Annotated in this window: 28 protein-coding genes; 23 read left to right on the top strand and 5 right to left on the bottom strand. The window is 57.8% G+C overall.

All coding sequences use genetic code 11. From position 1 onward, the window contains the following. Nucleotides 1-219: 219 nt before the first annotated feature. From glyA to ACWJ62_RS18475, 8 genes are all read left to right on the top strand, one after another. On the top strand, nucleotides 220-1,473 hold the full coding sequence (gene glyA / locus ACWJ62_RS18510) for a serine hydroxymethyltransferase (protein ID WP_088829281.1): 1,254 nt from the start codon (nucleotides 220-222) through the stop codon (nucleotides 1,471-1,473). Nucleotides 1,474-1,550: 77 nt separating this feature from the next. Further along, nucleotides 1,551-2,069, top strand: a complete 519-nt coding sequence (gene nrdR, locus ACWJ62_RS18505; RefSeq protein WP_008170769.1) for a transcriptional regulator NrdR — start codon at nucleotides 1,551-1,553, stop codon at nucleotides 2,067-2,069. Continuing rightward, entirely contained in the window at nucleotides 2,066-3,181 is a 1,116-nt protein-coding gene (ribD, locus tag ACWJ62_RS18500) for a bifunctional diaminohydroxyphosphoribosylaminopyrimidine deaminase/5-amino-6-(5-phosphoribosylamino)uracil reductase RibD (RefSeq protein ID WP_449287514.1), read from the top strand. Before nrdR ends, ribD begins: the two co-directional genes overlap by 4 nt. Nucleotides 3,182-3,245: 64 nt before the next feature. Further along, entirely contained in the window at nucleotides 3,246-4,361 is a 1,116-nt protein-coding gene (gene ribBA / locus ACWJ62_RS18495) for a bifunctional 3,4-dihydroxy-2-butanone-4-phosphate synthase/GTP cyclohydrolase II (RefSeq protein WP_062786483.1), read from the top strand. A gap of 47 nt (nucleotides 4,362-4,408) precedes the next feature. Further along, on the top strand, nucleotides 4,409-4,885 hold the full coding sequence (gene ribH, locus ACWJ62_RS18490) for a 6,7-dimethyl-8-ribityllumazine synthase (RefSeq protein ID WP_008170762.1): 477 nt from the start codon (nucleotides 4,409-4,411) through the stop codon (nucleotides 4,883-4,885). Further along, nucleotides 4,885-5,361: a transcription antitermination factor NusB gene (gene nusB, locus ACWJ62_RS18485; protein ID WP_008170760.1), complete on the top strand. Its 477-nt coding sequence runs from the start codon at nucleotides 4,885-4,887 to the stop codon at nucleotides 5,359-5,361. The genes ribH and nusB overlap by 1 nt, the downstream gene beginning before the upstream one ends. A 3-nt stretch (nucleotides 5,362-5,364) precedes the next feature. Further along, nucleotides 5,365-6,321 carry a thiamine-phosphate kinase gene (thiL, locus tag ACWJ62_RS18480; protein ID WP_449287513.1) on the top strand — a complete coding sequence of 319 codons (957 nt, stop codon included), beginning with the start codon at nucleotides 5,365-5,367 and terminating at the stop codon, nucleotides 6,319-6,321. Beyond that, nucleotides 6,318-6,845, top strand: coding sequence for a phosphatidylglycerophosphatase A family protein (locus tag ACWJ62_RS18475; RefSeq protein ID WP_449287512.1), 528 nt, complete (start codon nucleotides 6,318-6,320; stop codon nucleotides 6,843-6,845). Before thiL ends, ACWJ62_RS18475 begins: the two co-directional genes overlap by 4 nt. A 17-nt stretch (nucleotides 6,846-6,862) precedes the next feature. Here ACWJ62_RS18475 and ACWJ62_RS18470 read toward each other — a convergent pair whose 3' ends face one another. Next, nucleotides 6,863-7,066 carry a DUF6316 family protein gene (locus ACWJ62_RS18470; protein ID WP_449287511.1) on the bottom strand — a complete coding sequence of 68 codons (204 nt, stop codon included), beginning with the start codon at nucleotides 7,064-7,066 and terminating at the stop codon, nucleotides 6,863-6,865. 389 nt (nucleotides 7,067-7,455) lie between these two features. Here ACWJ62_RS18470 and ACWJ62_RS18465 point away from each other — a divergent pair, with 389 nt between their 5' ends. Further along, on the top strand, nucleotides 7,456-8,016 hold the full coding sequence (locus ACWJ62_RS18465) for a DUF2057 family protein (protein WP_449287510.1): 561 nt from the start codon (nucleotides 7,456-7,458) through the stop codon (nucleotides 8,014-8,016). Nucleotides 8,017-8,050: 34 nt separating this feature from the next. Here the strand turns inward: ACWJ62_RS18465 and ACWJ62_RS18460 are convergent, their stop codons facing one another. Together ACWJ62_RS18460 and ACWJ62_RS18455 are read right to left on the bottom strand one after the other, a co-directional pair. Beyond that, nucleotides 8,051-9,580 carry a WS/DGAT/MGAT family O-acyltransferase gene (locus ACWJ62_RS18460; RefSeq protein WP_449287509.1) on the bottom strand — a complete coding sequence of 510 codons (1,530 nt, stop codon included), beginning with the start codon at nucleotides 9,578-9,580 and terminating at the stop codon, nucleotides 8,051-8,053. Between the two features lie 116 nt (nucleotides 9,581-9,696). Next, nucleotides 9,697-10,608: a LysR substrate-binding domain-containing protein gene (locus tag ACWJ62_RS18455; protein ID WP_449287508.1), complete on the bottom strand. Its 912-nt coding sequence runs from the start codon at nucleotides 10,606-10,608 to the stop codon at nucleotides 9,697-9,699. Nucleotides 10,609-10,723: 115 nt separating this feature from the next. On the opposite strand from ACWJ62_RS18455, the gene ACWJ62_RS18450 reads away from it, so the two are divergent. Then, complete coding sequence (locus tag ACWJ62_RS18450; protein ID WP_449287507.1) at nucleotides 10,724-11,710, top strand: glutathione S-transferase family protein; 987 nt, start codon at nucleotides 10,724-10,726, stop codon at nucleotides 11,708-11,710. On the opposite strand, the gene ispB is transcribed toward ACWJ62_RS18450, so the two are convergent. Next, a complete protein-coding gene (gene ispB, locus ACWJ62_RS18445) occupies nucleotides 11,703-12,671 on the bottom strand; it encodes an octaprenyl diphosphate synthase (protein WP_449287506.1) in 969 nt (322 codons plus the stop codon). The two genes, ACWJ62_RS18450 and ispB, sit on opposite strands and share 8 nt — an antisense overlap. A 273-nt stretch (nucleotides 12,672-12,944) precedes the next feature. Between ispB and rplU the strand changes: the two genes are divergently transcribed. From rplU to proB, 4 genes are all read left to right on the top strand, one after another. Then, a complete protein-coding gene (gene rplU, locus ACWJ62_RS18440; protein WP_088558084.1) occupies nucleotides 12,945-13,256 on the top strand; it encodes a 50S ribosomal protein L21 in 312 nt (103 codons plus the stop codon). Between the two features lie 36 nt (nucleotides 13,257-13,292). After that, the gene (gene rpmA, locus ACWJ62_RS18435; RefSeq protein ID WP_148607659.1) at nucleotides 13,293-13,553 is read left to right on the top strand and encodes a 50S ribosomal protein L27; all 261 of its coding nucleotides are present in this window, start codon (nucleotides 13,293-13,295) and stop codon (nucleotides 13,551-13,553) included. Between the two features lie 144 nt (nucleotides 13,554-13,697). Then, nucleotides 13,698-14,891, top strand: a complete 1,194-nt coding sequence (gene cgtA, locus ACWJ62_RS18430) for an Obg family GTPase CgtA (RefSeq protein WP_449287505.1) — start codon at nucleotides 13,698-13,700, stop codon at nucleotides 14,889-14,891. A 36-nt stretch (nucleotides 14,892-14,927) separates the two neighbouring features. Then, nucleotides 14,928-16,052 (top strand): glutamate 5-kinase, encoded by a 1,125-nt coding sequence (proB, locus tag ACWJ62_RS18425; protein WP_449287504.1) that lies wholly within the window; start codon nucleotides 14,928-14,930, stop codon nucleotides 16,050-16,052. 64 nt (nucleotides 16,053-16,116) lie between these two features. On the opposite strand, the gene rpsT is transcribed toward proB, so the two are convergent. Then, the gene (gene rpsT, locus ACWJ62_RS18420; RefSeq protein WP_373001316.1) at nucleotides 16,117-16,386 is read right to left on the bottom strand and encodes a 30S ribosomal protein S20; all 270 of its coding nucleotides are present in this window, start codon (nucleotides 16,384-16,386) and stop codon (nucleotides 16,117-16,119) included. Nucleotides 16,387-16,647: 261 nt separating this feature from the next. On the opposite strand from rpsT, the gene murJ reads away from it, so the two are divergent. The 9 genes from murJ to ACWJ62_RS18375 all read left to right on the top strand — a co-directional run bounded on the left by murJ (nucleotide 16,648) and on the right by ACWJ62_RS18375 (nucleotide 26,340). After that, nucleotides 16,648-18,228 (top strand): murein biosynthesis integral membrane protein MurJ, encoded by a 1,581-nt coding sequence (gene murJ / locus ACWJ62_RS18415; protein ID WP_449287503.1) that lies wholly within the window; start codon nucleotides 16,648-16,650, stop codon nucleotides 18,226-18,228. 81 nt (nucleotides 18,229-18,309) lie between these two features. Continuing rightward, nucleotides 18,310-19,281, top strand: a complete 972-nt coding sequence (ribF, locus tag ACWJ62_RS18410; protein ID WP_449287502.1) for a bifunctional riboflavin kinase/FAD synthetase — start codon at nucleotides 18,310-18,312, stop codon at nucleotides 19,279-19,281. Nucleotides 19,282-19,355: 74 nt separating this feature from the next. Beyond that, on the top strand, nucleotides 19,356-22,175 hold the full coding sequence (ileS, locus tag ACWJ62_RS18405; protein WP_449287501.1) for an isoleucine--tRNA ligase: 2,820 nt from the start codon (nucleotides 19,356-19,358) through the stop codon (nucleotides 22,173-22,175). Next, the gene (gene lspA, locus ACWJ62_RS18400; protein ID WP_449287500.1) at nucleotides 22,175-22,699 is read left to right on the top strand and encodes a signal peptidase II; all 525 of its coding nucleotides are present in this window, start codon (nucleotides 22,175-22,177) and stop codon (nucleotides 22,697-22,699) included. The genes ileS and lspA overlap by 1 nt, the downstream gene beginning before the upstream one ends. 5 nt (nucleotides 22,700-22,704) lie before the next feature. Beyond that, nucleotides 22,705-23,157 (top strand): FKBP-type peptidyl-prolyl cis-trans isomerase, encoded by a 453-nt coding sequence (fkpB, locus tag ACWJ62_RS18395; RefSeq protein ID WP_449287499.1) that lies wholly within the window; start codon nucleotides 22,705-22,707, stop codon nucleotides 23,155-23,157. An 18-nt stretch (nucleotides 23,158-23,175) separates the two neighbouring features. Further along, nucleotides 23,176-24,129, top strand: coding sequence for a 4-hydroxy-3-methylbut-2-enyl diphosphate reductase (gene ispH, locus ACWJ62_RS18390; RefSeq protein WP_449287498.1), 954 nt, complete (start codon nucleotides 23,176-23,178; stop codon nucleotides 24,127-24,129). Between the two features lie 239 nt (nucleotides 24,130-24,368). Then, complete coding sequence (locus ACWJ62_RS18385; protein ID WP_449287497.1) at nucleotides 24,369-24,848, top strand: GspH/FimT family pseudopilin; 480 nt, start codon at nucleotides 24,369-24,371, stop codon at nucleotides 24,846-24,848. 23 nt (nucleotides 24,849-24,871) lie between these two features. Next, nucleotides 24,872-25,312, top strand: a complete 441-nt coding sequence (pilV, locus tag ACWJ62_RS18380; RefSeq protein WP_449287496.1) for a type IV pilus modification protein PilV — start codon at nucleotides 24,872-24,874, stop codon at nucleotides 25,310-25,312. Beyond that, nucleotides 25,309-26,340, top strand: coding sequence for a PilW family protein (locus ACWJ62_RS18375; RefSeq protein ID WP_449287495.1), 1,032 nt, complete (start codon nucleotides 25,309-25,311; stop codon nucleotides 26,338-26,340). Before pilV ends, ACWJ62_RS18375 begins: the two co-directional genes overlap by 4 nt. The last annotated feature ends 1 nt before the right edge of the window (nucleotide 26,341 follow it).

Genomic DNA, 26,341 nt, shown 5'->3' with positions numbered 1-26,341 from the left:
TGCCGGTACCTGAGAACTGTAATCGGCTAAGGTAACGAAACGTACCTTTGATAGCAATTGAGCAGAAACGGGAGTTGGCCGCATGCCGGTATCTGCGGACGGTATAAAGGATGATTTTTCACCCGTTTGTAAGATAGAATAGCGGCCCAATTTTTCAGGGAGCCTGCGGAGATCGCCAAAGCTCTCCGGGCCAGCCAAGCACACAGGGGCAGCGCATCCATGTTTAATCGTGAAATGAAAATCGCCGGCTTTGACGACGAACTCTGGAACGCCATGCAGGCGGAAGAGAAGCGCCAGGAAGCTCATATCGAGCTGATCGCGTCCGAGAACTACACCAGCCCACGGGTGATGGAAGCCCAGGGCAGCGTGCTGACCAACAAGTACGCGGAAGGCTATCCGGGCAAGCGCTACTATGGCGGCTGTGAGTTCGTGGATATTGCCGAAGATCTGGCGATTGAGCGTGCCAAAGAACTGTTTGGTGCTGCCTATGCCAATGTCCAGCCGCATTCCGGCTCCCAGGCCAACTCTGCTGTCTTCATGGCTCTGCTCAAGCCCGGTGACACTGTTCTGGGCATGAGTCTCGCCCATGGTGGCCACCTGACTCACGGCGCCAGCGTCAACTTCTCCGGCAAGATCTACAACGCCGTGCAGTACGGTATTAACACCGACACTGGCCTTCTTGACTACGATGAAATCGAATCGCTGGCTCTTGAGCACAAGCCAAAAATGATTATCGCCGGCTTCTCCGCGTACTCCCAGGAGCTGGATTTTGCCCGCTTCCGCGAGATTGCCGACAAGGTGGGTGCCTATCTGTTCGTTGATATGGCCCACGTGGCTGGTCTCGTAGCCGCCGGCGTTTACCCGGATCCGGTTCCGCATGCGCACGTGATTGCGACTACAACCCACAAGACCCTGCGCGGTCCCCGCGGCGGTCTGATCCTGGCCTGCGATGATGCTGACCTCCAGAAGAAGCTGAACTCTGCGGTATTCCCGGGCGGCCAGGGTGGCCCGCTGATGCACGTGATCGCCGCCAAGGCCGTGTGCTTCAAGGAAGCCATGAGTGACGATTTCAAGACCTACCAGCAGCAGGTTGTGAAGAACGCCTCTGCCATGGCCCAGGTTTTTGTGGATCGTGGGTATGACGTGGTTTCCGGTGGCACCAAGAACCATCTGTTCCTGGTCAGCCTCATCAAACAGGACATTACCGGCAAAGATGCGGATGCGGCGCTGGGTCGTGCCCACATTACCGTTAACAAGAACGCGGTTCCTAATGACCCGCGGTCTCCGTTCGTCACCTCCGGTCTTCGTATTGGCACCCCGGCAATCACCACCCGTGGTTTCGGCGAGTCCGAGTGTCGCGACCTCGCAGGCTGGATTTGCGACATCCTCGATAACCTGGACGATGAGGCGGTCAACAGCCGGGTTCGTGAGCAGGTAAGCGCGCTCTGCGCCCGTTTCCCTGTCTACGGCTAATCATTTTATAGCTAGACTACAGGCATGACCTGCCGGGCCGATCTGTCGGCCCGGCTTCCTCTTCGGAGTTCCAGATTATGCATTGTCCCTTCTGTGGTGAAGCAGATACCAAGGTGATTGACTCCCGGCTGGTGGCCGAGGGCGATCAGGTGCGTCGCCGCAGGGAGTGTTTGTCCTGTCGGGAGCGTTTTACCACTTTCGAATCTGCAGAGCTGGTGATGCCAAGGGTGGTCAAGCAGGATGGCACCCGGCAACCGTTTGATGAGGAAAAACTGCGTGCGGGGCTGATGAAAGCGCTCGAAAAGCGACCGGTCAGCATTGAGCAGATCGATGCAGCACTGAACCGGATCAAATACCGTTTGCGGGCGACCGGCGAACGGGAAGTGAAGTCCATGCAGCTGGGTGAAGAGGTCATGACTGAATTGCGCCAGTTGGACAAGGTCGCCTATGTCCGCTTCGCGTCGGTGTATCGCAGTTTTCAGGATATCAACGAATTCAAGGAAGAGATTGAGAGGTTGTCAGCCAGCAACGGTGAGGCGGCCGTGGATGTCGCCAAAGCGCTGGCAGATAACCATGCCCCGAAAGGAAAGGCATGATCGAGAACCGCGACAGGGCCATGATGGCGCGGGCTGTCCAGCTTGCCTGGCGCGGTCGGTACTCGACCCACCCTAATCCCCGGGTTGGGTGTGTCATTGCCCGGGGAGATCTGATACTCGGTGAGGGCTGGCATGAACGCGCTGGAGAAGCCCATGCCGAAATCCGTGCTCTGAGTCAGGCCGGTCCGGACGCGCGCGGCGCAACCGCGTATGTGACGCTGGAGCCCTGCAGCCACTTCGGTCGTACGCCGCCTTGCGCCAGGGCACTGATCGACGCCGGCATAGCCCATGTATACGCCGCGACGAAAGACCCGAATCCTTCGGTGTCCGGGCGCGGGTTGGATATGCTCCGGGAAGCCGGTGTTCGTGTGACCGAGGGATTGCTGGCGGAAGAAGCCGTCCGCCTGAATCCGGGTTTCATGAAACGCATGAACACGGGGCGGCCCTGGGTGCGGCTTAAGATGGCTGCAAGCCTGGACGGCCGAACTGCAATGGCCTCGGGCGAGAGCCAGTGGATAACCGGCGACGAGGCCCGGCGGGATGTCCAGCGCCTGAGGGCGATCAGTGATGCCATCCTGACCGGTGTGGGTACGGTTCTCGCGGATGATCCATCGTTGACGGTTCGTCGCGAGGAGCTGGGTGATATCGGCGATGCCACGGAGCCGTCGAGGCAGCCCTTGCGAGTGATTGCCGACCGGGATGCGCGTACGCCGTCTTCGGCGAAGATCCTGCAGGGTGGTAATGTCCAGGTGTTCTGTGCGTCGTCAACGTTGGCAACAGCGCCGGCCCAGGATCTGGCTGCACTGGGCATCAGCCTTACCGGCGTGGCCTGGAAAGACAACGGTATTGATCTGGCAGAACTACTGGACTCCCTGGGCGAGCTCGGCATCAACGAACTGCTGGTAGAGGCGGGCCCTACACTGGCTGGCACTTTCATCAACGAAAATCTGGTCGACGAACTCTGGCTCTATCAGGCGCCGGTTTTCCTCGGCAGCACGGGACGTCCGACCGCACATCTGCCGCTGGAAACCATGGCAGATAAAGTACAATGGAAGGTGCTGGACCGACGTCAGGTAGGTGAGGATCAGCGCCTGATCCTCACCCGCCGGTAATCCATAAACTCAGGTTGTTCCGGCAGGCAATGGTTGCCGGAACGCCGCAAGGGTGCAAAACCATATGGCACTGAACAGCATTGAAGACATCATTGAAGATATCCGTCAGGGCAAGATGGTCATACTGATGGATGACGAAGATCGCGAGAATGAGGGCGATCTCGTGATGGCTGCTGAGCATTGCACGGCCGAAGCCATCAATTTCATGGCCCGTTTTGGTCGTGGCCTGATCTGTATGCCGATGACCCGGGATCGCTGCGAGCAACTGGGTCTGCCGTTGATGGTCCAGCAGAACGCCTCCGGCTTCGGAACCAAGTTCACCCTCTCGATTGAGGCCGCCGTGGGCGTGACCACTGGCATCTCGGCGGCAGACCGGGCCCGCACAGTGCAGGCAGCGGTTGCACGCAACGCAAAAGCCAGTGATCTGGTTCAGCCAGGCCATATTTTCCCGTTGATGTCTGATCCCGGTGGTGTGTTGAGCCGCGCGGGGCACACGGAAGCATCCTGTGATCTCGCCGCACTGGCAGGTTGTGAGCCGGCAGGCGTGATCTGCGAGATCATGAATGACGATGGCTCTATGGCCCGCCGTGAGGATCTGGAGCGATTCGCCGAAGAGCACGACCTGAAGATTGGTACCATTGCCGACCTGATCCACTATCGCACCATGAACGAGCGTACCGTGGAGTGTGTGGAAGAAAACGATCTGGACACCGAGTATGGCGTGTTCAAACTTCGGACCTACCGCGACAACATTCAGGGAGCCACCCATCTGGCCATGTTGATGGGAGACATTTCTCCCGATGAACCGGTCTATGTCCGAGTCCACATCACGGACACCCTCCGGGACCTCCTGGGTGCACGCCGTAAGGATTCCCGAAGCTGGCCCCTGCACCACGCCCTTGAAAAGGTGGCAGAGGAAGGCAGGGGCGCGGTCGTCCTGCTAAACAGCGCCGAGGACAGCTACAACCTGGAAGACCGTATCCAGGAATTCTTTGATGAGGGTAAGGGCTCCTCCGGCAAGGGAAGCTCCGGCGTTTACTTCACGGTAGGTACCGGTTCCCAGATTCTCCGGGACATCGGTGTTGGCAAAATGCGCCTGCTGAGCCCGCCGATCAAATTCTCGGCCATTTCCGGTTTCGATCTGGAAGTGGTCGAATACGTTCCCTACACCCCTGAATGATAAACCCGGTCGTGGCTCCGATGCCGCGACACGTGAAGGAGCCATCGATGGCAGATATCAGAGTAATAGAAGGTGATTTTACCGAGTGCAGCGGGCGTTACGCACTGGTAGTGGGCCGTTTTAACGGCTTTGTTGTGGAAAGCCTGGTCGAGGGCGCGTTGGACACTCTGCGCCGTCACGGTATTTCCGATGACGACGTCACCATCGTCCGTGTGCCGGGGGCCTATGAAATGCCCCTGGCCGTCAAACGCGTTGCTGAAACCGGTGAGTACGATGCGATTATTGCCCTGGGTGCAGTCATCCGTGGCGGCACACCGCATTTCGAGTACGTTGCCGGCGAGGCCTCCAGCGGCCTTGGCGCGGTCAGTCTTGATACCGACGTGCCGGTAACGTTCGGTGTGCTGACGGTGGATTCCATCGAACAGGCCATCGAGCGCTCCGGAACCAAGGCTGGAAACAAGGGCGCTGAAGCAGCGATAACCGCCCTTGAAATGGTCAGCCTGTTCAAGAAGCTGGGTGAATAATGAGCGAAACCGAAGGTACATCACCGCAGCCGGCTCCGTCCGGCCAACCGAAAGCCGGTGATCGACGCCGTGCCAGGGCCCTCGCCATGCAGGGGCTCTATCAGCGTCATTTCAGCAAGACGGCGATTTCTGACATCGAAGCCGAGTTCATGGTCGACAACGACATGAGCAAGGTCGACCTGCTGTATTTCCGGGATCTGCTCCGCGGGGTGCATCGCGAGCAGGGCGAACTGGACAAGCTGATCGAGCCGTTCCTGGATCGGCCCATTAAAGAGGTTGATCCCGTGGAGTTGGCGATTGTCCGCCTGGGAGCCTATGAGCTCAAGCATCGGCTTGATGTGCCGTACAAGGTCGTCATCAACGAAGGCATTGAAATGGCCAAGCGCTTTGGTGGCACCGAGGGCCATAAATTTGTTAACAGTATCCTCGACAAGCTGAGCGGCCGACTCCGGCTTGCCGAGACCCGCGCTCGCTAGTCGATGGGCGAATTCGAGCTGATTCGGCGTTACTTTCTGCCGCTTGCCGGGCGACAGGAATCCGGATCCCTGATCCTGGGGCCCGGGGACGATTGCGCGATTCAGCGTATTCCCTCAGGCCGGGACCTTGTCTTTTCCGTGGACGCCCTCGTGGAGGGTGTCCATTTTCCCCGAAACTATCGTCCCGATTACCTGGGTTGGCGAGCACTTGCCGCGGCTGCCAGTGATCTTGCTGCCATGGGTGCCGACCCGGAATGTTTTACGCTCGCACTGACGCTGCCGGCCGTCGATGAGCAGTGGCTTGAAGACTTCTCGATGGGATTGCGAAAGGCCAGCGAGGCGTTTGGTCTGGAGCTGGCCGGTGGAGATACCACCTCCGGACCGCTCACCCTGAGCCTGCAGGTGCATGGCACTGTGGAGCAGGGGGCCGGGATTCGACGCTCCGGCGCCCGTCCCGGAGATCTGATTGCCGTGTCCGGAACCCTGGGGGATGCCGGCGCCGCTTTAGACTATCTCTCGGAACCTGCCCCTTCCGCCGACATGCTCGCCGTGCTCGAACGCTATCACCATCCCTGGCCGAGACTGGATCTGGCAGGAGCGATACGCCAATATGCCAACGCGGCGGTTGATATCTCTGATGGCTTGCTGGCAGATCTCGGGCACATTCTTTCCGCTTCGGGGGTCGGTGCCCAGATCGAGAGTGCCCGTATGCCTCTCTCGCCTGCGCTTGTTCGCCTCAAGGGTGAAAAGGCCCTGGACTGCGCACTGCGCTCCGGAGACGATTACGAACTTTGCCTGTGTTTCTCGCGAGAAAATTGGGAGCGTGCTCCGAAATCATTGACGAGCCAACTGACTGTGATCGGCTTCGTTGAAGCTGAGCCGGGCCTGTACCTCGATGGTGTCGATTGCAGTCTGGAAGCGGTGCCCGCCGGGTTTGATCATTTCAGGAGTGAATTATGAGTCAGGAAGGCGAGACCCCGGAACCGGAGACGCCGGTAGTCATACTCCCGCCGGGATTTTTGCGCAACCCGGTGCATCTACTCGCTTTTGGTTTTGGTAGCGGTGCAACGGCGAGGGCCCCCGGCACCTGGGGCAGCCTGGCCGCCATTCCGCTGTGGTACGGTTTCGTCTGGTTACCGCCCGTCGGCTACTGGCTGATGGTGCTGGCTGCTTTTATCGTAGGTATCTGGCTCTGCGGAAAGACCGCTGAAGACCTAAAGGTTCACGACCATGGCGGCATTGTCTGGGACGAATTCGTCGGGATGTGGATTGCCCTTGGCCTGTTCCCTGACACTATCTATGGGGTTCTGGGGGCTTTCGCTCTGTTCCGGCTTTTTGACATTGCAAAACCCTGGCCCATCAGCTGGCTGGACCGGCACCTGCCCGGAGGTTTGGGTATCATGGTTGACGATGTGATTGCCGGCGTCATGGCCCTGATCTGCTTGTGGGCAGTGGATGTGTGGCTGGTGCCCGTCATGATCTAGACGGGCACGAAGGCCTGTCAGTGAAGCTGTTGTTCTTCCGGCAGCATACGAACAACGTGCAGAAAGCGCTTGAGGCCTGTTTCCGCCCGCTCCCGTGAAGCGAACGGGCCACTGTCAAACCCTTCCCGGGTGGTAAAGTACCATTTGCTCCCTACGCAGAAGAATCGACTACTGCGAAAGGGAACAGGCCCTTCTTCTCCGGTCCTGTGCTGGGTGTTCATGGCGTCTCCTGTACTGCCCGCTTTTCGTTCTTGCTTCTCGGGCGCCGCGTTAATAACTGCCGATCTGTTTAAAATTAACCCAATTCAGGGCGAATTCAACATTTTTTTACAATTTTACGGGTTGCGTCTCAATCGGGATCAGCGATGAAAAATCTGGAATGGGCCGGCAAAGCGCGCCGTTGTCTTGCCCTTGTCAGATGCACTCGTCAGAATGCTATAAAACTGGCGCCAGCCTGACGCCATTTCCATCTTCATGCCAAGGAGACTAAATGAACATTTCTCATGTGATCCGTGTTTTTCAATCAACAGGACAGGGCTGGCGCCGAGCCGTCGCACTTTTTGCGGTGGTTGTAATGTCTCTGGCTGGATGTGCTTCCAGTGTCAGCGTTGTGGAAACCTGGGAAGGCAATCCAGCGGCAGCGTCCAATGCTGCCACGCTTGAGGCGCCAGGTGAAATCGGGGTGACCCGGGTAAATGGTCGCGTCATGACCAACTTCCTCATGGACGATCTGGCGCTCGACTACGCCCTGCTTCCCGGAGAGAACGAGGTTGTTTTTGTCTACAAGACCATCTGGGCGAAGAGTGGTGTGGTCAGAAACGGAGAGTCGAAAGTTCATGTGATTGAGAGCGAGCCACAGGTTGTTCGTTTCGAAGCAGAAGCCGGTGAAACCTATCGTTTCGACTTTGATCGGCCTGAGTCTCGTCAGGAAGCCGAGCAGGAAATGCCGGAGTTCTCCGCCGCTATCGTTTCATCTGCCGGAGCGGCGGTTGCAAGTTCAACGGTTTGGGATGGGGCAGAGCAAATGGCCGCTTCCCGCACTCCGATTCCGGCGTCTACCTCCGACAGCACACCGGTGAGCGGTGACAACGCGCTTGAACAGCTCAAAACCATCTGGGAAACAGCGAATGACGAGGAGAAGAAGGCGTTTCTTCGTTGGGCGTTCGAATAACCAGAGCCCTTCCTGAAACGCTTCCTGGGCCGGTTCAGGCCCGGAAACGTTTCAGGGCTTTCTTGAGAAGCCCCTCCATTGCGGTCATAGCATCATCTGCAAGGGTCTGCGTTGGTGAGGCTGCGATGGGTTCTTTGGTGTCCTCTGTTCCGAGCCGTTCCATGGCCGCTTCAATAGCGTTGAGGCTTTCATCCACATGAGCCTGCAATGACTCTCCGTGAGCCACCACATCGGGGCAGGTGGTGAAATTCAGTGTCAGTCTTCCCTCATAGCTCACCGCAACAATCACCAGTCCCATGCTGTCGAACAGCGGCGCAGTATTGTATTGCTGAACCAGGCGTGCACCCTGCAGATACAGCGGCACCTGAGGTCCGGGAACGTTGGTGATTGGCAGATTGAACACCGGCTGGTAACGCTGGGCAATTTGCAACTCCGAGTAAAGTCTTGCAGACAGCGCCAGCATCGTGGAAGGCAGGAGTTCCGTTAGCCGATCTGCAGCAATGGCCTCCCGGTAGGGTTCCGAGGCGACCGCGTTCCAGTGTATGCGCCGAATCCGTTGGGCAGGATTGGTTTCATCGGTCGCCAGATCCAGCAGCATGGCAGACATCTGGTTCCCGGTTGCCCGGCGCAGGCTGTTGGAACGCACCGAAATCGGTGTCATTGCCACCAGGGACTTGTCGGTATTGGCGCCCTCGCTGATCAGATAGCGCTTCAGGGCCTCGGCGCAAAGGCCCAAAACCACATCGTTCAGTGTTACGTCCCCGAGAAACGCCTTTATCGCCTTCAAGCGTGAAAGCTCCACGCTGGCGGCGACAATCTGCCGATTTGCCGTAATCTGTCGATTGAAAGGGCTGTGTGGGGCGGAGAACAGCGGCAGCGGTAGTGGCAGTTTGCGTAACTGCTTCTGGATCAGGCCCCGGGCAGTAGCCTCGGCCGCGTTGAATGCCAGGGAGGTGAATTGCAGTGGCGTGCGAATGATGTTCGCGCCCGCCTGAAGCATGACCCGCTCTTCTGAGGGTTCGGGTCTGGGCTGCCAGGGTCGCGGTGGCGCAATCGGACTGGGCTCGGGGGTGTATTCGAGCAGTTTGCCAATTATCTCCTCTCCGTTGAAGGCGTCGATGGCAGCGTGGTGCAATTTGACGATGAGAGCAAAGCCGTCGCTTTCGGTGTTCTCCTCGTCCAGCTTGAACCCGTCCACGAAGGTGATGTGCCAAAGCGGTCGGTCCCTTTTCAGCGGTTCCTCCAGAATCCGTGATGCCAGCGTCATCAGGCTTGCCTTGCGACCGTGTTCGCCCAGGTTAACGTAGGCGAGGTGGCGCTCGATGCTGAAATCGGGATCATCAATCCAGTAGGGGCGGCCCAGACGCAGGGGGATTTCTTTCAGGCGTTGGCGGAAAACCGGCACAACATGCAGGCGGCTTCGGAGGTAGGCGACAAAGGTGCTGAAGGCCAGCGGTTTCTCCCGTTCGGAGGCATCGAAGAGGTAGATGCCTCCGATGTGCATCGGTGTGGTTTCCGACTCCAGATACAGGAACGAGGCATCCAGTTCCGACAGTTGCCGCATCAGAGAGCTCCCTTCGGCGTTGGTTTTAGCTGCAGTATAAACGAAGTGTCCGGGCAAGCGGTTGACTCATTTGCCCGGTTTGATTTCGAGTTGAAGTCATATCATTCGCTTTATTTTCAGCCTGTTAGCCAATCCGAGACGGCTCCCTCCGAGCTGAGTCGGTCCCAGAACCACATCAGGGCCTTACCCTGGTCCTCGGCGTGTCTGGCCAGGTGCAGTTTAATCGGCTGGCGCGACTCCTGAACTTCCTTTACGACCAGTTTGCCCTCCTTCAGTTCTTCGCCGATTCGTGCCCTTGGTAACCATCCGACGCCCAGGCCGGCCACCTGTATGGCGATCTTCTGGTCAATGTTGGCGACCGTAAGGGTTCGTTGCCGGTGGAATATGCCCGCGTGTCCCGGTGGCAGTGCCCGTGAAGTGTCCGCAGCGACGGCTGCGGGATAACGGGAGATGTCTTCCTCGGAGAGCGGCGTTTCGGCATCCGCCAGAGGGTGGTCAGCGGCTACGGCAAACACAAAGGGCATATCTCCCAGGGGTTTGGTTGTGTAGTTACCGGCAGGCTTGCTGAAATTATCGGCGCCGATAATCAGATCCACACGGCGGCTTTGCAGCGCATCCCAGGTGCCGGCGAAAACCTCTTCGACAATTTGAACGTCCACCGGCACGCCCAGCTCATAAAACTCCTGGATTGCCGGAAACAGGCATTCCGCCGGCAGCAGTGAGTTGAACCCGATCCGTAACCGGGTTTCCCAGCCCTGGGCGACCTGGCGGGTGGTGTGCGCGAGATTTTCTGCCGCCTCGAGCAGGGTGCGGCCCTCTTCCAGAAGGTACCGGCCGGCCGGCGTCAGTCGGGCGCGATGGCCGGTTCGGTCGTAAATGGCGACATTCAGGTCTTCTTCCAGCTTCTGCACGGTGTAACTGATGGCGGAGGGAACCCTGAACAGTTCGTTGGCGGCACCGGCGAAACTGCCTTTGCGGTCTATGGCATCAAGGACTTTGAGGGCGTCGATGGTTATGGCTGTATGCATGTTCGAATTATCTGAGGTTGTTGGCCAGAAATGCTTGTTTGAGAGCGTAGCAGGGTCCCCGGTATTCTGCCTGTATTGATTTCATCATGTTCAGGAATTTTAACGGGAGGGCTTTATGGGCCTGCTGATTGATGGCAAATGGCACGACAAGTGGTATGACACCGACAAGACCGGTGGCAAATTTGAACGGGAAGCGGCGCGTTTCCGGAACTGGGTGACCGCCGATGGCTCGCCGGGGCCGGATGGCGAAGGCGGTTTCAAGGCGGAATCCGGGCGCTATCATCTGTATGTATCCATGGCGTGCCCCTGGGCGCATCGGACGTTGATTTTCCGGAAGCTCAAAGGGCTGGATAAGCATATTTCGGTGTCAGTGGTGCACCCTGACATGGTTGAAAACGGCTGGGAGTTCCGGCCCGACAGTGAGCAGCATCGGGATCATTTGCATGACTTTCGTTTCATGCACGAGGTCTATACCAAGGCTGCCCCTGAGTATTCTGGCCGGGTAACGGTGCCAACTTTGTGGGACAAAAAGAAAAAGACGATTGCGAGCAACGAGTCGGCCGAGATTATCCGGATGTTCAATTCGGCGTTTGATGGCCTCGAGGGTGTTCGCACCGATCTGGATTTCTATCCCGGAGAATTGCAAAGGGAGATTGATGAGGTAAACGCCCGGGTTTACGACACGGTCAATAACGGTGTTTACAAGGCGGGTTTTGCCACCGCGCAGGATAAATACGAGGAAGCCTACAGTGAGCTGTTCGATTCTCTCGACTGGCTTGAGGAGCGGTTGTCTTCTCAACGGTATCTGGTGGGTGACCGCCTGACCGAGGCTGACTGGCGGTTGTTCACCACGTTGATCCGGTTTGACGCAGTGTATTACAGCCACTTCAAGTGCAACCGCCGGCGGATCAGCGATTTCCCGGCGCTTTCTGCCTACGTTCGGGATCTCTACCAGGTGCCAGGCGTGGCGGAGACCGTGGATATCGATCAGATCAAACGCCACTACTACGTGAGCCAGAGAACCATCAACCCGACGCAGATCGTGCCGGTTGGGCCGGAGCTGGACTTTGATTCACCCCACGGGCGTGAGTCGCTTAGCTAACTCTCGCGACGGCGACTTCGGTCAGCAGTTCCATGGCTTCTTTATGGCCACAGTCTGGCACGGATTTAAGGCAGGCTCTGGCCAGTTCCGCCTGCTCCCGGGCCTTTGCCATGGTGTATTCGATCGCGCCTGAGCGCTCAACGATATCGAGGATGCGGGGCAGATCATCCAGGCCGCCCTTGCGGATGGCCTGGCGGATCAGTTGTCGCTCATCTTCGGTCCCATGAGTCATGGCGTGGATCAGCGGCAGCGTGGTCTTGCCTTCAGCCAGATCGTCGCCCACGTTCTTGCCCATGGCTTCGGCGTCGCCCCTGTAATCCAGGACATCGTCCACCAGCTGAAAAGCCAGGCCCAGATGCTTGCCGTAGTCTTTCAGGCCCAGTTCCTGCTCTACATTGGCGTTGGCAAGCAGTGCGCCGGTGTGGGAGGCGGCTTCGAACAGCATGGCGGTCTTGTTGTGGATGACCTTCATATACTGCTCTTCTGTGAGGTCCGGGTTTTTCACGTTCATCAACTGCATGACCTCGCCCTCGGCGATTACAGCCGTGGCGTGCGACAATACCTCCATAATCCGCAGGCTTTTCAGTTCCACCATCATCTCGAAAGCACGGGCGTAGAGGAAATCACCTACCAGAACGCTTGGCGCGTTACCCCAGCGGGCGTTGGCGGTGCTTCGGCCCCGGCGCATGTCCGAGGTGTCCACTACATCATCGTGTAGCAGGGTGGCGGTGTGCAGAAATTCGATCACGGCGGCGAGCTTCAGATGATCGCTTTCCTTATAGCCGGCAGCCTGGCTGGAAAGCAAAACCAGTAACGGTCTCAAACGCTTACCGCCGCTTTCGATGATGTACTGGGCAATTTTCTCCACCAGGGGGACATCTGAGGAAAGCCGCTGGATGATCAGATCATTAACGCGGCTGAAGTCGTCGGCCACGGTGTCGTAAATGCGCTGGGCTGTCATGCGGCTTGTAGATCCCTTGCTGGTGTTTCTGTTGATATTTCGGGCAGGAAGCAGCAATGCTAGGTATTGGTGGAAGGGGTGTCAATGTTAAGTCGGGGTCAGATGAAAGCCTTCATCTGACCCCAAGTTCAACTTGCTTAGCCTGACATCTTCTCGTACAATCACGCGCCCAACTCATCCCAACCTGCGCTCCCTGCTATAGGGTCGCCAGAGCGCTTCCCTTAGAACCAGGTGGATAAGAGCAGGGATGGGTCAATCGTGGAGAACGAGTGAATGTACGCAGTTATTGTTAGCGGTGGTAAGCAGCACCGTGTGAAAGAAGGCGAAACCCTGAAGCTGGAAAAGCTGGAAGTTGAAACCGGTGGCAACGTTGAGTTCGATCGCGTTCTGCTGGTCGCCGATGGCGACAAGGTTCAGGTGGGCGCGCCGGTTGTTGATGGTGCCAAAGTGACTGCAGAGGTGGTTAGCCACGGCCGTCACGACAAGGTTCAGATTATCAAGTTCCGTCGTCGTAAGCATCACATGAAGCGTCAGGGCCACCGTCAGTGGTTTACTGAAGTCAAGATCACGGGTATCAAGGGCTGAGGCTCTCGAATTACCCCTTAAATAAGGAGGCTGGTAATGGCTCACAAAAAAGCAGCAGGTAGTACCCGTAACGGTCGCGATTCCGAGTCGAAACGACTTGGTGTGAAGCGCTATGGCGGTGAGACTGTTTCTGCAGGCAGCATCATCGTTCGTCAGCGTGGCACCCGTTTCCACGCTGGTAGCAACGTTGGCATTGGCAAGGACCACACCCTGTTCGCGAAATCGGAAGGTCAGGTGAAGTTCGAAGTCAAAGGCCCGCAGAGCCGTAAGTTCGTGAGCATCGTTCCGGCTGCGTAAGCAGCGGCGATCCGGTTCTATCGAACCTTGGGTGGCGCTGATACCCTGATATTATCAGGGAGTCAGAGTCATCCGGAGCCCCGCAAAGCTTCCTAGAGGCTGCGGGGCTTTTTAGTTTATGCGCATGGCGCAAAGGGTTGATTCATGAAATTCGTAGACGAAGCCACCATCATTGTGGAAGCCGGCAAGGGCGGTCACGGCTGCCTGAGCTTCCGGCGTGAAAAATACGTTCCCAAGGGTGGCCCCGACGGTGGCGACGGGGGCGATGGTGGTTCCGTGTATCTGGAGGCCGAGGAGTCGCTCAACACGCTGATCGACTACCGCTTCCAGCGCAAGCACAAAGCCCAGAATGGTGAGCCCGGTTCCGGGCGCAACTGTACCGGTAATAAAGGCGAAGACCTGGTTTTGCCGGTTCCGGTTGGTACCACCGTTGTGGATATGGATACCCACGAGGTGCTGGGGGATCTGACTCATGCCGGCCAGCGGCTGAAGGTTGCCCAGGCCGGGTTCCACGGTCTTGGAAACACCCGTTTCAAGTCCTCGGTGAATCGTGCGCCGCGCCAGACCACCAAGGGCTCCGAGGGTGAGCTGCGGAATCTGAGGCTGGAGCTGAAAGTGCTGGCGGACGTCGGATTGCTGGGCATGCCCAATGCCGGCAAGTCCACCTTTATCCGTTCGGTCTCTGCGGCTCGCCCGAAAGTGGCAGACTATCCGTTTACCACGCTGGTACCCAATCTTGGTGTTGTCAGCGTGCAGGCGCATCAGAGTTTTGTGATTGCTGATATTCCCGGTCTGATTGAAGGTGCAGCCGAAGGTGCGGGGCTCGGAATCCGCTTCCTGAAGCACCTTGTTCGTACTCGCCTTCTACTGCACCTGGTTGATGTGGCGCCGTACGATGGCTCCTCGCCCGCAGATGCGGTGAGAGCGATTGAGCACGAGCTGGAGAAATTCAGTGAAACCCTGGCCAATCGCCCAAGATGGCTTGTCCTGAACAAGGTCGACATGGTCGCCGAGGAAGATCGCGATGCTCATTGTCAGGCCATTGTCGATGAGCTCGGATGGGAAGGGCAGGTTTTCTGGATCTCCGCGCTCAGTGGCGAGGGCACCAAGTCCCTGGCTCAGGCCGTTATGCGCTGGATCGAAGAGCAGGCTGAGGAAGAGGCCCAGAATCCGGAATTTGCGGAGCGGGAGGCCCAGCGTCGCCGGCAGATGGACGACGAAGCTCGTGCCCGTATTGAAGCCGAGCGCCAGGCCCGCCGCGCGGCCCGTGAAGAGGGCGATGACGACGACTTTGACGATGATGATTACGACGTCGAAGTGGTTTACGCCCCGGAGTAATGGCAGGACAGACACCAGAGAGATCGCTCACGCACCATGACTGAACGCCTACAGCTGCGCCAGGCCCGCCGCCTGGTAATCAAGATCGGAAGCGCCTTGCTGACCAACGACGGCCGTGGCCTGGATGTGGCGGCTCTTGGTTTGTGGGTCGATCAGATTGCAGAGCTGATCGAGGATGGCGTGGAAGTCGTTGTTGTCTCCTCTGGTTCGGTAGCGGAAGGGATGAGCCGGCTTGGCTGGACCGTCAGGCCCGACCAGCTCCATGAGCTTCAGGCGGCTGCGGCTGTCGGTCAGATGGGGTTGGTGCAGACCTGGGAGGCCCAGTTCAAGCGGCATGATATCCATACCGCTCAGATTCTGTTGACCCATGATGACCTCTCCGACCGCAAGCGTTATCTGAACGGCCGGGGAACCCTCAGGGCTCTGCTGAACCTGGGTGTCGTGCCGATTGTGAACGAAAACGACACCGTGGTTACCGACGAAATCCGGTTTGGCGATAACGACACTCTGGGCGCGCTGGTTGCTAATCTGATTGAGGCGGACGGCCTGATTATCCTGACTGACCAGCTGGGCCTCTTTGACAAGGATCCAAGAAAACATTCGGATGCCCGACTGGTGACAGAGCGCAGAGCCGGCGATCGCGAACTGGATGCCATGGCCGGTGGCGGTGCCGGTGTTCTCGGGCGCGGCGGCATGCAGACCAAGTTGCGGGCTGCGCGGCTTGCTGCCCGGTCCGGGGCTTTTACCGTCATCGTCGGTGGCCGGATTGAGGGCGTGATCGGACGCCTGCGGCAGGGTGATGTAATCGGTACCCTGCTATTGCCTGAGCAGGGACGGATTGCGGCCCGAAAGCAATGGCTCGCCAGCCACCTGCAGACCCGTGGCAGACTGACTCTCGATGATGGTGCTGTGAAAGTGCTCTGCCTGGGTGGGCGCAGCCTTCTGCCGGTGGGTGTCAAAGGCGTGTCGGGGCAGTTCCGGCGTGGGGAAATGGTGTCCTGCTTTGATCAGAGTGGCCGTGAAATCGCCCGGGGTCTGGTAAATTACGACGCCGATGAAGCCAGGGCCATTGCCGGCCGTTCCAGCGACCGCATTACCGAAATTCTTGGCTACATGTCAGGCGAGGAGATGATTCATCGGGACAATCTGGTGATCGTGTAATTGTTCTTCGCCCATAAAAAAAACCGGCCATCTGGCCGGTTTTTTTGTACCTGAATCGAGCTGATTAAGCGCTCTTCAGGGCCTTGATCTTGGCGCTCAGGCGGCTCTTGCTACGAGCAACCTTGTTCTTCGCGAAGATGCCTTTGTTGACCATGCTGTCCAGAATCGGCTGAGCCTGCTGGAAAGCAGCCTGGGCTTCTTCGTAGTTGCCGGCTTCGATCTTGGATTGGATCTTTTTCATGTAAGTACGAGCCATGGAACGCAGGCTTGCATTGTGCTTGCGGTTCTTCTCGTTCTGACGTGCGCGCTTCTTGGCTTGCGGGGAATTTGCCACCGTAAAACTCCTGAAAATCTCAAATTCGTTGCTGAATGATTCGTTACATCGCGGGCGCGCCAAAACCAGCGCGTCGAAATAAATGACGCGGAACTATGCCGCTCAAACCTCCAAATGTCAAGGCTAAAACCCATTTCATGCCCCGATACAGAAGGCCTGTGGTAAACTCGCGGCTCACTGAACGCGGGCTTGACCGGGAAGCAGGTAATTCCCGAAATACGAGCACCAAAAAGATATCCAGAATGCCAAACAAGGGCCTGCATGTCGTCGGAACCTGAATCAACGCCTGAACAGAAGCAATTGCCCAAGGCGCCCGGCCTGCTCAGGTCGTCGGGGCTTGTCGGTATCATGACCATGCTGTCCCGGGTGCTGGGCCTGGTTCGAGATATGGTCATCGCCCGCTATTTCGGCGCCGGTGCCGGGGCGGATGCCTTTTTCGTGGCCTTCAAGATTCCGAATTTCCTCCGCCGTCTATTTGCCGAGGGCGCCTTCTCCCAGGCCTTTGTGCCGGTATTGTCATCCTACCGGGAGAATCAGTCACTCTCGGACGTTCAGCGGCTGGTTAATGCCGTGGCGGGTTCCCTCGGTTTGGTGCTGTTGGGTGTTACGCTGGTGGCCATTCTTGGAGCGCCGGTGCTGACAGCGGTTTTCGCCCCGGGTTTTATGGGTGATGACGTAAAGTTTGCGCTGACCAGCGACATGTTGCGCATCACCTTTCCGTACCTGTTGCTGATATCCCTGACGGCCTTCGCGGGCGGCATCCTCAACAGTTACGATCGCTTTGCTGTGCCTGCGTTTACGCCAGTGCTTCTCAACCTGGCGATGATTGCGGCAGCCATCTGGCTAACGCCGCTGATGGATGAGCCAGTAATGGCTCTGGCCTGGGGAGTTTTCATTGCCGGGGCGCTACAACTGTTTTTCCAGTTGCCGTTTCTGATGCGACTGGGCCTGTTGCCACGGCCTCGAGTGGATTATCGCCACGAGGGTGTTAGCCGGATTCTCAAGTTGATGGCGCCTGCGCTGTTCGGGGTGTCGGTCAGTCAGATCAACCTGCTGCTGGATACGGTTCTGGCGTCTTTCCTCCAGACTGGCAGCGTTTCCTGGTTGTATTACTCTGACCGGCTCTCGGAATTGCCTCTCGGGGTATTCGGCATCGCGATTGCCACGGTGATTCTGCCGAGCCTTTCCCGTAAACACGCAGCGGCGTCAGCAGACCAGTTCGCGGCCACCCTGGATTGGGCGGTTCGGGCGGTTCTTTTGATTGGTCTTCCGGCAGCCCTGGCGCTTGCGCTGCTGGCCGAGCCGCTGATTGCCACCTTGTTCCACTATGGCGCGGTAACCGACCGGGACGTGGCCATGTCGGCCCAGAGCTTGAGGGCCTATTCCGCCGGTTTGCTGGCGTTCATGCTGATCAAGGTTCTGGCGCCGGGGTTTTTTGCGAGGGAGGACACCAAAACGCCGGTCAAGATCGGCATCATTGCCATGGTGGCAAACATGGTGTTCAACCTGATTCTCATTTTTCCGCTGGCTCACGCCGGTCTCGCGCTGGCCACCTCCATATCGGCCTGGTTGAATGGCTATCTTCTGTGGCGAGGACTGCGCAAGGAAGGGGCCTGGCAGAGTCAGCCCGGCTGGCCCCGTTTCCTGCTTCAACTGCTGTTTGCCAATGGAGCGCTCGCGGCCATCATTGTCTGGCTCAACGCTCCGGTGTCGGTGTGGCTGGCAAACGGCGGTTATCAGCGGGCAGCCGATATGGCGTTGCTGGTGGGTGCAGGCGTAGCCGTCTACTTCGTTGCACTGGCGCTGGCCGGGGTTCGGGTAAGACATTTCCGCCACAGGTAAGGTATAATCGCGCGTTTTCTCACCAGCGTTGCGGTAAAAGTGGGCGCTGAAAGCTAGCTGGCAATTGAAGGTTCGCATTGCATGCGTCTGATCCGGGGCCTGACCAACCTGAAAATGCTTTCCCGCCGGGAAGACTCGCCGCTCGCTAAAGGGTGTGTCGCAACCGTCGGTAACTTCGATGGTGTGCACCTTGGGCACAAGACCATTATTGATCAGGTCAAAAGCAAGGCTAGGGCTCTGGGCGTGCCCTCGGTGGTGATGATTTTCGAACCCCAGCCCCGGGAGTTTTTTCAGGGTAGGGAAGCGCCACCCAGGCTGATGGGATTTCGCCAGAAGTTCGAGGCCCTGCTGGCGGAAGGCATCGATATTGTGCTGTGCCTTCGCTTCAATCAGGCGTTTCGTAGCTATTCCGCCATGGGCTTTATAGACGATGTTCTCATTCAAGGGCTGGCAGTTCAGCACTTGGTGGTTGGAGACGATTTCCGTTTTGGCTGCGATCGGGCTGGCGATTTTGCGCTCCTTGAAAAAGTCGGCAAAGACGCCGGGTTTACCGTCGAGAACACGCTTACTGTAACGGTAGCGGGTGAGCGAGTGAGCAGTACCCGGGTCCGGGATTCGCTGACGGTGAATGGCCTTGAGAAGGCTGAATCGCTTCTCGGTCATCCCTATCGAATCCGGGGTCGTGTTGTGTATGGCCGTCAACTGGGCCGCCAGATTGGCGCGCCAACCGCGAATATCCTGCTGCACCGGACACCCGCCCTACGCGGGGTCTATGTGGTTGCCGCCACCCTGGACGACGGCGCCCGATTCGATGGCGTTGCCAATATTGGTGTACGTCCGACCGTTGACGGCAAGCGGCCCTCACTGGAAGTGCACCTGTTTGACTTTGCTGGCACACTTTATGGCCAGCACCTGGAGGTTGTGTTCCGGCATGGCCTGCGGGACGAGGAAAAATTCGGTTCTGTGGATGAGCTGAAAGATCAGATTGCCCGGGATTTTGACCAGGCCCGAGCGTGGATTGCCGAAAACGGCTCTGTGAAAAGCGCGGATTGAAACGCCCGGCTGCGCCCCAACGAATAAATGACTGACTCAAACTGACCAAGACCAAAAGAGTACGCACACAAACCATGAGCGACTACAAGCACACCCTGAATCTGCCGGTAACCGCCTTCCCCATGCGCGGCAACCTGGCCAAGCGCGAGCCGGAAATGCTCAAGCGCTGGCAGGATCTCGACGTCTACGGCAACCTGCGCAAGCAGCGTGAAGGGCGGGAAAAGTTCATCCTTCATGATGGCCCTCCTTACGCCAACGGCAGCATTCACATTGGTCACGCGGTCAACAAGATTCTCAAGGACATGATCGTCAAATCCCGCAGCTTCATGGGCTATGACGCGCCTTACGTGCCGGGCTGGGACTGTCATGGTCTGCCGATCGAGCACAAGGTGGAGCAGGAGATTGGCAAAGCCGGTGTGAAGGTGGATTACAAGACCTTCCGCCAGGCCTGTCGCGACTACGCCACCAAGCAGATTGCCGGTCAGAAAACCGATTTCATCCGCCTCGGCGTGATGGGGGAGTGGGACAAGCCCTACCTGACCATGGATCCCAAGGTTGAGGCGGGTATTGTTCGTGCGCTCGGCAAGATTGTCGCCAAGGGGCACCTGGTGCGCGGTTACAAGCCGGTTTACTGGAGTGTGGTGGGTCAGTCCGCACTGGCAGAGGCCGAAGTTGAGTACCAGGACAAAACCTCGACCCAGATCGATGTGCGCTTTACCGCGGTTGATCAGGCAAAAACCCTGTCACTGTTCGGCACCGATAATGGCAGTGGCGATGTGTCCGTTGTTATCTGGACCACCACGCCCTGGACGATTCCGGCCAACCAGGCGGTGTCCCTCAATGCCGATCTGGACTATGCATTGGTCCAGACCGACGTAGGGCATGGCCCGGAGCGGATGATCCTGGCTGCCGACATGGTTGATGGCATCATGGCCCGCTGGCAGGTTGAGACCTACGAAGTTCTGGCCACCTGCTCTGGCGCTGCCCTGGAGAATCTGGTTCTCCAGCATCCGATTTACGACAAGCAGGTGCCGGTTATCCTGGGCGATCACGTGTCCACCGATGCCGGTACCGGCGCTGTTCATACCGCGCCCGATCACGGTATGGAAGACTTTGAAGTGGGCAAGGCCTACAACATCGGCACCATCAATCTGGTTCAGGCTGACGGCACCTACACCTCGGCCGCCGGTGAGCTGGCAGGCGTGCACGTTTACAAGGCGGATGAGCCGGTTTGCAGCGCCCTCGAGCGTGAGGGCAAGCTGGTTCGTTCCGAGAAGTTCCGGCACAGCTATCCCCACTGCTGGCGTACCAAGACCCCGCTGATCTACCGGGCCACACCCCAGTGGTTTATCAGCATGGACAAGGAAAACCTGCGCGCCGACGCGCTGGAAGCTATCCAGGGTGTGCGCTGGGTGCCTTCCTGGGGTAAGAACCGTATCGAAGCCATGTTCAACCAGTCGCCGGACTGGTGCATCTCCCGTCAGCGGACCTGGGGTGTGCCCATTACCCTGTTTATCCATAAAGAGACTCAGGAGCTGCACCCGGATACTCAGAACCTGATTGAGCAGGTGGCCCAACAGATCGAGGAGGGCGGTATCGACGCCTGGTACGAGCTGGATGCGTCTTCCCTGTTGGGCAGTGATGCCGAGCAGTACGAGAAGGTGACGGACACCCTGGATGTCTGGTTCGATTCGGGCGTAACTCACGAGTCCGTGCTGCGGGTTCGTGAGGAGTTGGGGCAGTTCCCGGCGGATATGTATCTCGAGGGTTCAGACCAGCACCGTGGCTGGTTCCAGTCGTCCCTGAAAACGTCCATCGCCATGAATGGCGTCGCACCGTACAAGCAGGTTCTGACCCACGGCTTTACCGTCGATGGCAAGGGCCACAAGATGTCCAAATCCCTGGGCAACGTCATCGCGCCCCAGGAAGTCATGAACGAGCTGGGCGCCGACATCCTGCGCTTGTGGGTGGCCGCAACCGACTACAGCGGCGAAATGACCGTGTCCAAGGACATCCTGCGCCAGACCGCCGATGGTTACCGCCGGATCCGGAACACCTCCCGCTTCCTGTTGAGCAACCTTACCGGATTCGATCCGGAGCAGCACATGGTCGCGCCGGAAGACATGATCGCGCTGGATCGCTGGATGGTGGACCGTGCCCTGCAATTGCAGGAAGAGCTGCATGAGGACTATGGCAACTACGCCTTCCTGCGGATTTACCAGAAGGTGTACAACTTCTGTGAAGCCACCCTGGGCGGCTTCTATCTGGATATCATCAAGGATCGCCAGTACACCACCCAGGCCGACAGTCTGGCGCGTCGTTCCTGCCAGACGGCCCTGTACCATGTGGCCGAAGCGCTCGTTCGCTGGATTGCCCCGATTCTCAGCTTCACCGCTGATGAAATCTGGCAGCATCTGCCGGGTAAGCGCAGCGATACCGTATTCTATGAAACCTGGTACGAGGGCCTCACGGCACTGCCGGAAAACGCTGAGCTTGGCCGCGACTACTGGCGCGAGATGTACAGCGTGAAAGAGGCCGTCAACAAGTGCCTGGAGGAAGCCAGGGCACGGGGTGAAATCAAAGGCTCGCTCAGTGCCGAGGTGGCTCTGTTCTGCGAAGGCGACCTGGCTGCCGATCTGAAGCACCTGGGTGAGGAGCTGCGGTTTGTTCTGATTACTTCCGAGGCCAGTGTCAAACCGGTTTCAGAAGCGGGCGATGCGGAAATGACCTCCCATGAAGGTCTCCGCGTGAAGGTGACACCCGCCGCTCACACCAAGTGCGAGCGCTGCTGGCACCATCGGGAAGATGTCGGCCGCAATGCCAAGTACGACGATCTCTGTGGTCGCTGTGTGACCAACGTGGAAGGGCCCGGCGAAGCCCGCGCCTACGCTTGATGGACGCGACCATGACTGAGCAGGTCACCGGGAGCAAACTGAAGTGGCTTTGGCTGGCGGTCCTGGTGATCGCTCTGGATCTCGGTACCAAGGCCATGGCCACTGCTATGCTGACCTATGGCGACCCTGTGCCGGTCATACCCATGTTCAACCTGACGCTGTTGCACAACACCGGGGCAGCGTTCAGCTTCCTGGCCGAAGCCGCTGGGTGGCAACGCTGGTTCTTTGTAATCCTGGCGCTGGTGGTCAGCGTGGTACTGATCTACTGGCTGAAAAACCTGCAGCGCCATGAAACCTGGACCGCCATTGCCATCGTACTCATACTCGGCGGCGCCCTGGGCAACGTCTACGATCGGGTGGTGCACGGCTACGTGGTCGATTTCCTGCACTTTTACTGGCAGGACTGGCACTTTCCCGCCTTTAACCTGGCTGACACCGCGATCACCATCGGTGCCGCCATGATGATACTTGATATGTTCCGCAAACCCGCCGATTCGGACGGGGACGCGCAAAGGGGTGAGTAACTCTTATGAATGAACTGCCTGTCGACAAGGGTACCCGGGTAAAACTTCATTTTGCCCTGAAGTTCCCGGATGGCGAAGTGATTGATTCGACCTTTGAGAAAGAGCCGGCCTCCCTGGAAATCGGCGATGACAACCTGCCGGAGAATTTCGAGGCCTACCTGATGGGTATGAAAGCCGGTGACAAAGACAGCTTTCAGGTGCCGCCCGAGAAAGCCTTTGGTCAGCACAACCCGAATAACCTCCAGACCTTCAAGCGCCATGAGTTCAGCCCCGATATGGTGCTGGAGCCAGGAGTGATGATCTCCTTCGCCGATGCGCGCCAGAGTGAGTTGCCCGGAGTTGTCAGCCGCGTCGAAGGTGACGAAGTGGAGGTGGATTTCAATCACCCCCTGGCAGGGCGTACACTGACATTTGAAGTAGAAATCATTGACGTGGAGCCGGCAGGCCCGGCCCACTAACCAGAATAGCAGGTTGATATGCAGATCCGACTCGCCAATCCCCGAGGTTTTTGTGCCGGCGTGGACCGCGCCATCGAAATTGTAAACCGGGCGCTGGACGTGTTCGGAGCGCCCATCTACGTAAGGCACGAGGTGGTCCACAATAAATTTGTGGTGGATAACCTGCGCAATCGTGGCGCCATTTTCGTGGACGAGCTGGACGAAGTGCCGGACGACAAACTCGTTATCTTCAGCGCCCACGGCGTTTCCCAGGCGGTGCAGAACGAAGCCGCCCGCCGCGGCCTGAAAGTTTTCGACGCCACCTGCCCGCTGGTTACCAAAGTCCACCTGGAAGTCATGCGATATAGTCGCGATGGCAGGGAATGCGTGCTGATCGGCCACCACGGCCACCCGGAAGTGGAAGGCACCATGGGGCAGTACGACCACAGCAATGGTGGTGAAATCTACCTCGTGGAAAACGAGGAGGATGTTGCCAACCTCGAGGTTAAAGACCCCGGTAAGCTCTCCTACGTGACCCAGACCACTCTGTCCATGGACGATACCGCCCGGGTCATCGACGCTCTCCGTGCAAAGTTCCCGGAGATCCAAGGTCCGCGCAAGGACGACATCTGTTACGCCACCCAGAATCGTCAGGACGCGGTCAAGCAGTTGGCTGGAGACTGCGATCTGATGCTGGTGGTTGGCTCGCCGAACAGCTCCAACTCAAATCGCTTGCGCGAGCTGGCCGAGAGAATGGGCACGCCAGCCTATCTGATAGATGAGGCCTCCCAGATCGATGCTGCCTGGCTGGAAGGGAAGACCTCTGTTGGTGTTACTGCTGGTGCCTCTGCCCCGGAGGTTCTGGTGAACGATGTGATTACTCGTCTGCGAGAGCTTGGTGGGAGCGTTCCGGAGGAGATTGCCGGGCGTGAGGAGAATATTGTGTTTTCTATGCCGCGGGAGTTGCGGATTGAGGTTACAGAAATAGATTAGAGCCACTTGCTGTTCTTCCGGGCCTCATCCCCCGCGGTCCAACTGTTCATGTGACTGGGTTCGCGCTGAAGTCAGTCATCCCCCCCCCCGAGTTAAGCGTCCCTGGAGCCGTGTGATTCTCGTCACATTATTTTAGAGGGCGCGCCGTTTATCGCTGGAAAGAAACCATCTGTCAGATGCCTGTAGAGACAGGATGTATCCCTCGCTATTCTCTTCATAGGTCAAAGTGGAAGGAAACTATGACGACAAAACGAAAAAACGCCGGGTTTACGCTGGTCGAGTTGATGGTAGTGATCGCTTTGATTGCGATAACAGCGGCCGTTGCTGTCCCTGGATTTCGCGGATTGATTGAGGCGAATCGCCAAACATCTGCGGCAAACAGTGTCATCGGTATTCTCAACTTTGCGCGCTCCGAGGCCGTGCGCAGGGGCGAGCCGGTTCAGGTCTTACCCGTGGGAGGGGCCTACAATAATGGCTTGCGAGTTGTCTTGGCTTCCGATGTCAATACGGTCATCCGCAGGATCGAACCAATGCCAGGGAGCGTGACCTTGTCGCGAACGGGAGGGGTCGACCCCACTTTTAGCGGTAACGGTATGAAGCAGAACGGGGCTTCAACGGTGTATCAGGTGTGCCCAGGGAACGGAGAGGCTGGTGTTGCCGTGGTTATAAACGCCGGCGGACAAACGTCCCGTGATCAGGTTGCCCCGGCATGTTCTTAAGTCAGTTTCGAGAGGGAAGGTCGATGAGTGATTTTAATCGGCACAGAAGAGCTTCTTCCGGCTTTACGATGATCGAAGTGCTGATTGCACTAATCATTATGGCGATAGGGTTGCTTGGCGTTGCCGGGCTGCAGACGGTATCGATGCAGCAGACTGCAGCTGCCGATAGTCGCTCTGTTGCTATTATGCATACCCAGACGATGGCGGAATACATTCGATCCATTCGGGGTATTCCCGCCGCTGGTGAAGTGGAGGACTGGGTGTCTCAGTTGAAGGGTGACCTCGGTCCGGGAAGTACTGGAACGGTTGAGGCGGATGGCGGAAGTGCCGCTGTGATTTCAGTGCAGTGGGTAGAGAGGATGAACCGACTGGATCCTGGTTCAGGATCGGCAGAAGGTGGTCAGTCAGGTGAGAAAGAAGAAGTCACTGGGTCCTTCAGCCTAAACGTGAGGTACAGAGAATGAGGTTTCAGCGACAGGCAGGTTTGTCGATCGTCGAGCTGATGGTCGCACTTGTGTTGGCAACCCTGTTGACGGTTGGTCTGTTCCAGATCTTCAACTCCAATAACCTGTCGTTCAGGATTACGGAGGCGACTGCACGCACACAGGAATATGGGCGAATTGCCTCAGAAATTCTAGGCCGAGAAATCCGTGGTGCCGGATATTTTGGGTGCAATATCGAAAACGTTGTTAACAATCTCGACGACACTGACGAAGAGTTCGATGCCGACGCCCATGAATTCGACATCGATGCACCGATCTCATCCAGGAACGCTGAACGGCCAGCTGGAGCCGTTGCAGGCACTCATTTCATTCGTTTCTCCGGTATGGAGAACAACGGAAACGAGATATCAACGACTGGGCCTGAAACATCGGCGTCTCTAGAAGTTAATGTGCGTGGCGGGCTTGAGGTCAACGACATAATTGCAGTTTCTGATTGCACAGGCACGGACATCTTTCAGATCTCAAATATCCAGCAAGGTGGCGGCGGTGGTGCAGAAATAACTCTAGTTGCAAATAGCGGTGAAGATGACCCGGGAAACGATTTTTCCGACAACGGTTGTACAAACTGCTTATCGAATAATTACGGCACTGGTGCCCAGATTCTGCGCCCCTATAACCGAACGCTGTATGTCGGGACCAGTAATGTAACCGGTGAGAGAGCGCTCATGCGACTAGTGCCGAATCAGGCGCCTGTGGAGCTGGTAGAAGGAGTGTTCGATATGCGGGTCAGAATGGGCACTTCTAATACCGCGAACAACCCGGTGAATAACTGGACCGAGTCGACGGGTGCCGTTAACTGGAACAATGTGCGGGCTGTCGAGGTAAGTCTGCTGGTGCGTGGGGGCGACAATAACCTCTTTGATGGGGCGCAATCGCTTTGTTTCCCGCGCTGGGCGGACTGTGCTGGCGGCCCCAACTTCCAGGCACCTGATAACCGGCTGTACCGGGTTTATACCTTCACCATGAACGTCAGAAACGCGTCACGCTAGA

The sequence above is a fragment of the Marinobacter sp. PE14 genome, from assembly GCF_053566155.1.
The sequence above is the reverse complement of the archived record's forward strand: the minus strand, read 5'-3'. Positions and strand labels throughout refer to the sequence as shown.

Excerpts from the sequence above, each read along its gene's own strand:
- rplU (WP_088558084.1), top strand. The coding sequence starts at position 12,945 with ATGTACGCAGTTATTGTTAGCGGTGGTAAGCAGCACCGTGTGAAAGAA.
- nrdR (WP_008170769.1), top strand. The coding sequence starts at position 1,551 with ATGCATTGTCCCTTCTGTGGTGAAGCAGATACCAAGGTGATTGACTCC.
- nusB (WP_008170760.1), top strand. The coding sequence starts at position 4,885 with ATGAGCGAAACCGAAGGTACATCACCGCAGCCGGCTCCGTCCGGCCAA.
- ribH (WP_008170762.1), top strand. The coding sequence starts at position 4,409 with ATGGCAGATATCAGAGTAATAGAAGGTGATTTTACCGAGTGCAGCGGG.
- proB (WP_449287504.1), top strand. The coding sequence starts at position 14,928 with ATGACTGAACGCCTACAGCTGCGCCAGGCCCGCCGCCTGGTAATCAAG.
- thiL (WP_449287513.1), top strand. The coding sequence starts at position 5,365 with ATGGGCGAATTCGAGCTGATTCGGCGTTACTTTCTGCCGCTTGCCGGG.
- ACWJ62_RS18455 (WP_449287508.1), bottom strand. The coding sequence starts at position 10,608 with ATGCATACAGCCATAACCATCGACGCCCTCAAAGTCCTTGATGCCATA.
- ispB (WP_449287506.1), bottom strand. The coding sequence starts at position 12,671 with ATGACAGCCCAGCGCATTTACGACACCGTGGCCGACGACTTCAGCCGC.
- murJ (WP_449287503.1), top strand. The coding sequence starts at position 16,648 with ATGTCGTCGGAACCTGAATCAACGCCTGAACAGAAGCAATTGCCCAAG.
- lspA (WP_449287500.1), top strand. The coding sequence starts at position 22,175 with ATGGACGCGACCATGACTGAGCAGGTCACCGGGAGCAAACTGAAGTGG.
- ribD (WP_449287514.1), top strand. The coding sequence starts at position 2,066 with ATGATCGAGAACCGCGACAGGGCCATGATGGCGCGGGCTGTCCAGCTT.
- ACWJ62_RS18475 (WP_449287512.1), top strand. The coding sequence starts at position 6,318 with ATGAGTCAGGAAGGCGAGACCCCGGAACCGGAGACGCCGGTAGTCATA.
- rpmA (WP_148607659.1), top strand. The coding sequence starts at position 13,293 with ATGGCTCACAAAAAAGCAGCAGGTAGTACCCGTAACGGTCGCGATTCC.
- ribF (WP_449287502.1), top strand. The coding sequence starts at position 18,310 with ATGCGTCTGATCCGGGGCCTGACCAACCTGAAAATGCTTTCCCGCCGG.
- ribBA (WP_062786483.1), top strand. The coding sequence starts at position 3,246 with ATGGCACTGAACAGCATTGAAGACATCATTGAAGATATCCGTCAGGGC.
- ACWJ62_RS18460 (WP_449287509.1), bottom strand. The coding sequence starts at position 9,580 with ATGCGGCAACTGTCGGAACTGGATGCCTCGTTCCTGTATCTGGAGTCG.
- cgtA (WP_449287505.1), top strand. The coding sequence starts at position 13,698 with ATGAAATTCGTAGACGAAGCCACCATCATTGTGGAAGCCGGCAAGGGC.
- pilV (WP_449287496.1), top strand. The coding sequence starts at position 24,872 with ATGAGTGATTTTAATCGGCACAGAAGAGCTTCTTCCGGCTTTACGATG.
- ACWJ62_RS18385 (WP_449287497.1), top strand. The coding sequence starts at position 24,369 with ATGACGACAAAACGAAAAAACGCCGGGTTTACGCTGGTCGAGTTGATG.
- ispH (WP_449287498.1), top strand. The coding sequence starts at position 23,176 with ATGCAGATCCGACTCGCCAATCCCCGAGGTTTTTGTGCCGGCGTGGAC.
- ACWJ62_RS18375 (WP_449287495.1), top strand. The coding sequence starts at position 25,309 with ATGAGGTTTCAGCGACAGGCAGGTTTGTCGATCGTCGAGCTGATGGTC.
- ACWJ62_RS18470 (WP_449287511.1), bottom strand. The coding sequence starts at position 7,066 with ATGAACACCCAGCACAGGACCGGAGAAGAAGGGCCTGTTCCCTTTCGC.
- fkpB (WP_449287499.1), top strand. The coding sequence starts at position 22,705 with ATGAATGAACTGCCTGTCGACAAGGGTACCCGGGTAAAACTTCATTTT.
- ileS (WP_449287501.1), top strand. The coding sequence starts at position 19,356 with ATGAGCGACTACAAGCACACCCTGAATCTGCCGGTAACCGCCTTCCCC.
- glyA (WP_088829281.1), top strand. The coding sequence starts at position 220 with ATGTTTAATCGTGAAATGAAAATCGCCGGCTTTGACGACGAACTCTGG.
- ACWJ62_RS18450 (WP_449287507.1), top strand. The coding sequence starts at position 10,724 with ATGGGCCTGCTGATTGATGGCAAATGGCACGACAAGTGGTATGACACC.